1 protein-coding gene is annotated in these 1,141 nt (G+C 77.7%); it reads right to left on the bottom strand.

Features of this window, described 5'->3' with window-relative positions; translation table 11 throughout:
- Positions 1-1,141 (bottom strand): asparagine synthase-related protein (locus ABT381_RS35820; protein ID WP_351602310.1); only part of this gene is annotated, 1,141 nt, incomplete at both ends.

Below are 1,141 nucleotides of genomic sequence, written 5' to 3'. Positions count from 1 at the left end.
GCAGCGCCTTGCGTACGACGCGCGCCTCCACCAGCCCCGCGTCGGCGAGCAGCGGCGCGTCGAAGAGCCGCACGAGGTCGTCCACGGAGGCGCGCAGCCCGGCCCGTACGGCCGCCGCGTGCGTCACGTGCGAGGTCGCGCCCCAGCCCGGTGGCAGGTCGCGGATGCCCGCCCCGGAGAGTACGGCGCGCAACACCGAGGCACGCGCCCCCGGTTGCACCCTGAGCGTGTCCGGGAGCGCGCGGCAGGCGAGTACCACCTGGTTGTCCAGGAAGGGCGCGTGCAGTCGCTGGTTCCGTACCTCCGCGGCCTGCTCGAAGACGCGGTGATCGGCGGCGTGCCGGGCGAGCGCCGCGCGGGCCCGGCGTTCCCCGGGGCGGCCGACGGCCGGCGCCCGTAGGGCCGCGTCGCTCAGCCGAACCGATACTTCAGCGAGCGCTTCCCCCGTGAGCCAGCGCGCGGCGGGCCCGGGGCGGCACCACGCGAGCGCCGCCAGCGAGGCTTCCACGGCGCTGCCCGCCACCGGCTCGTCCGCGAACTCCCGCCCCAGCAGCCGCGCGGCGGCAGCGGAGATGCCCGCCCCGTAGGGCGTGCGGGCCAGCTTCCGCGCGGCCCGGTAGACCGTGAACGGTATGAACACCGAGTGCGTGGCCGCGCCGTCGGCCTTCGCCAGCGCCGTGACCGGGCGCAGCAGGTGCCTGCGCCGCCGGTCGAGCAACAGGTCGGCCAGGCGCGCCGGATGGGCGTCCAGTACCTGGCGCGCGCCGTGGCCCACGAAATGGTCGGCGCTCCCGGAGAGCAGCCTCCTGCGGTGCCGTTCGGCGGCGACCATCGAGGGCCCCGGCTCGTCCGTGAGCGGCCCCGCCCCCAGGTCCGCGTACGGGAGCGCCTCTTCGCCCGCCGCGACCACCACGTGGTGCAGCCGCGGGTTGTCCGCGATGCTGCGGGCGCGCTCCAGTTCGGCCTCCCGGTACGGCTGGCCCCCGTTGCCGGCCCGGTCGTTGAAGGTGACCGCGAGGAGCCGCTCGCCCTGCCCGTTGAGCCGCCCGGGCTGGCCCGGCAGGCCGGCCGCGAGCAGCGCCAGCGTCCCGGAGGCGCTGCCGCCGGACAGGTCGGCGCCGACGCCGGGCGCCGGTGCGCC

This window comes from Streptomyces sp. NPDC000151, assembly GCF_040301705.1.
In the GTDB taxonomy this organism is placed as follows: Bacteria; Actinomycetota; Actinomycetes; order Streptomycetales; family Streptomycetaceae; genus Streptomyces.
The sequence above is the reverse complement of the archived record's forward strand: the minus strand, read 5'-3'. Positions and strand labels throughout refer to the sequence as shown.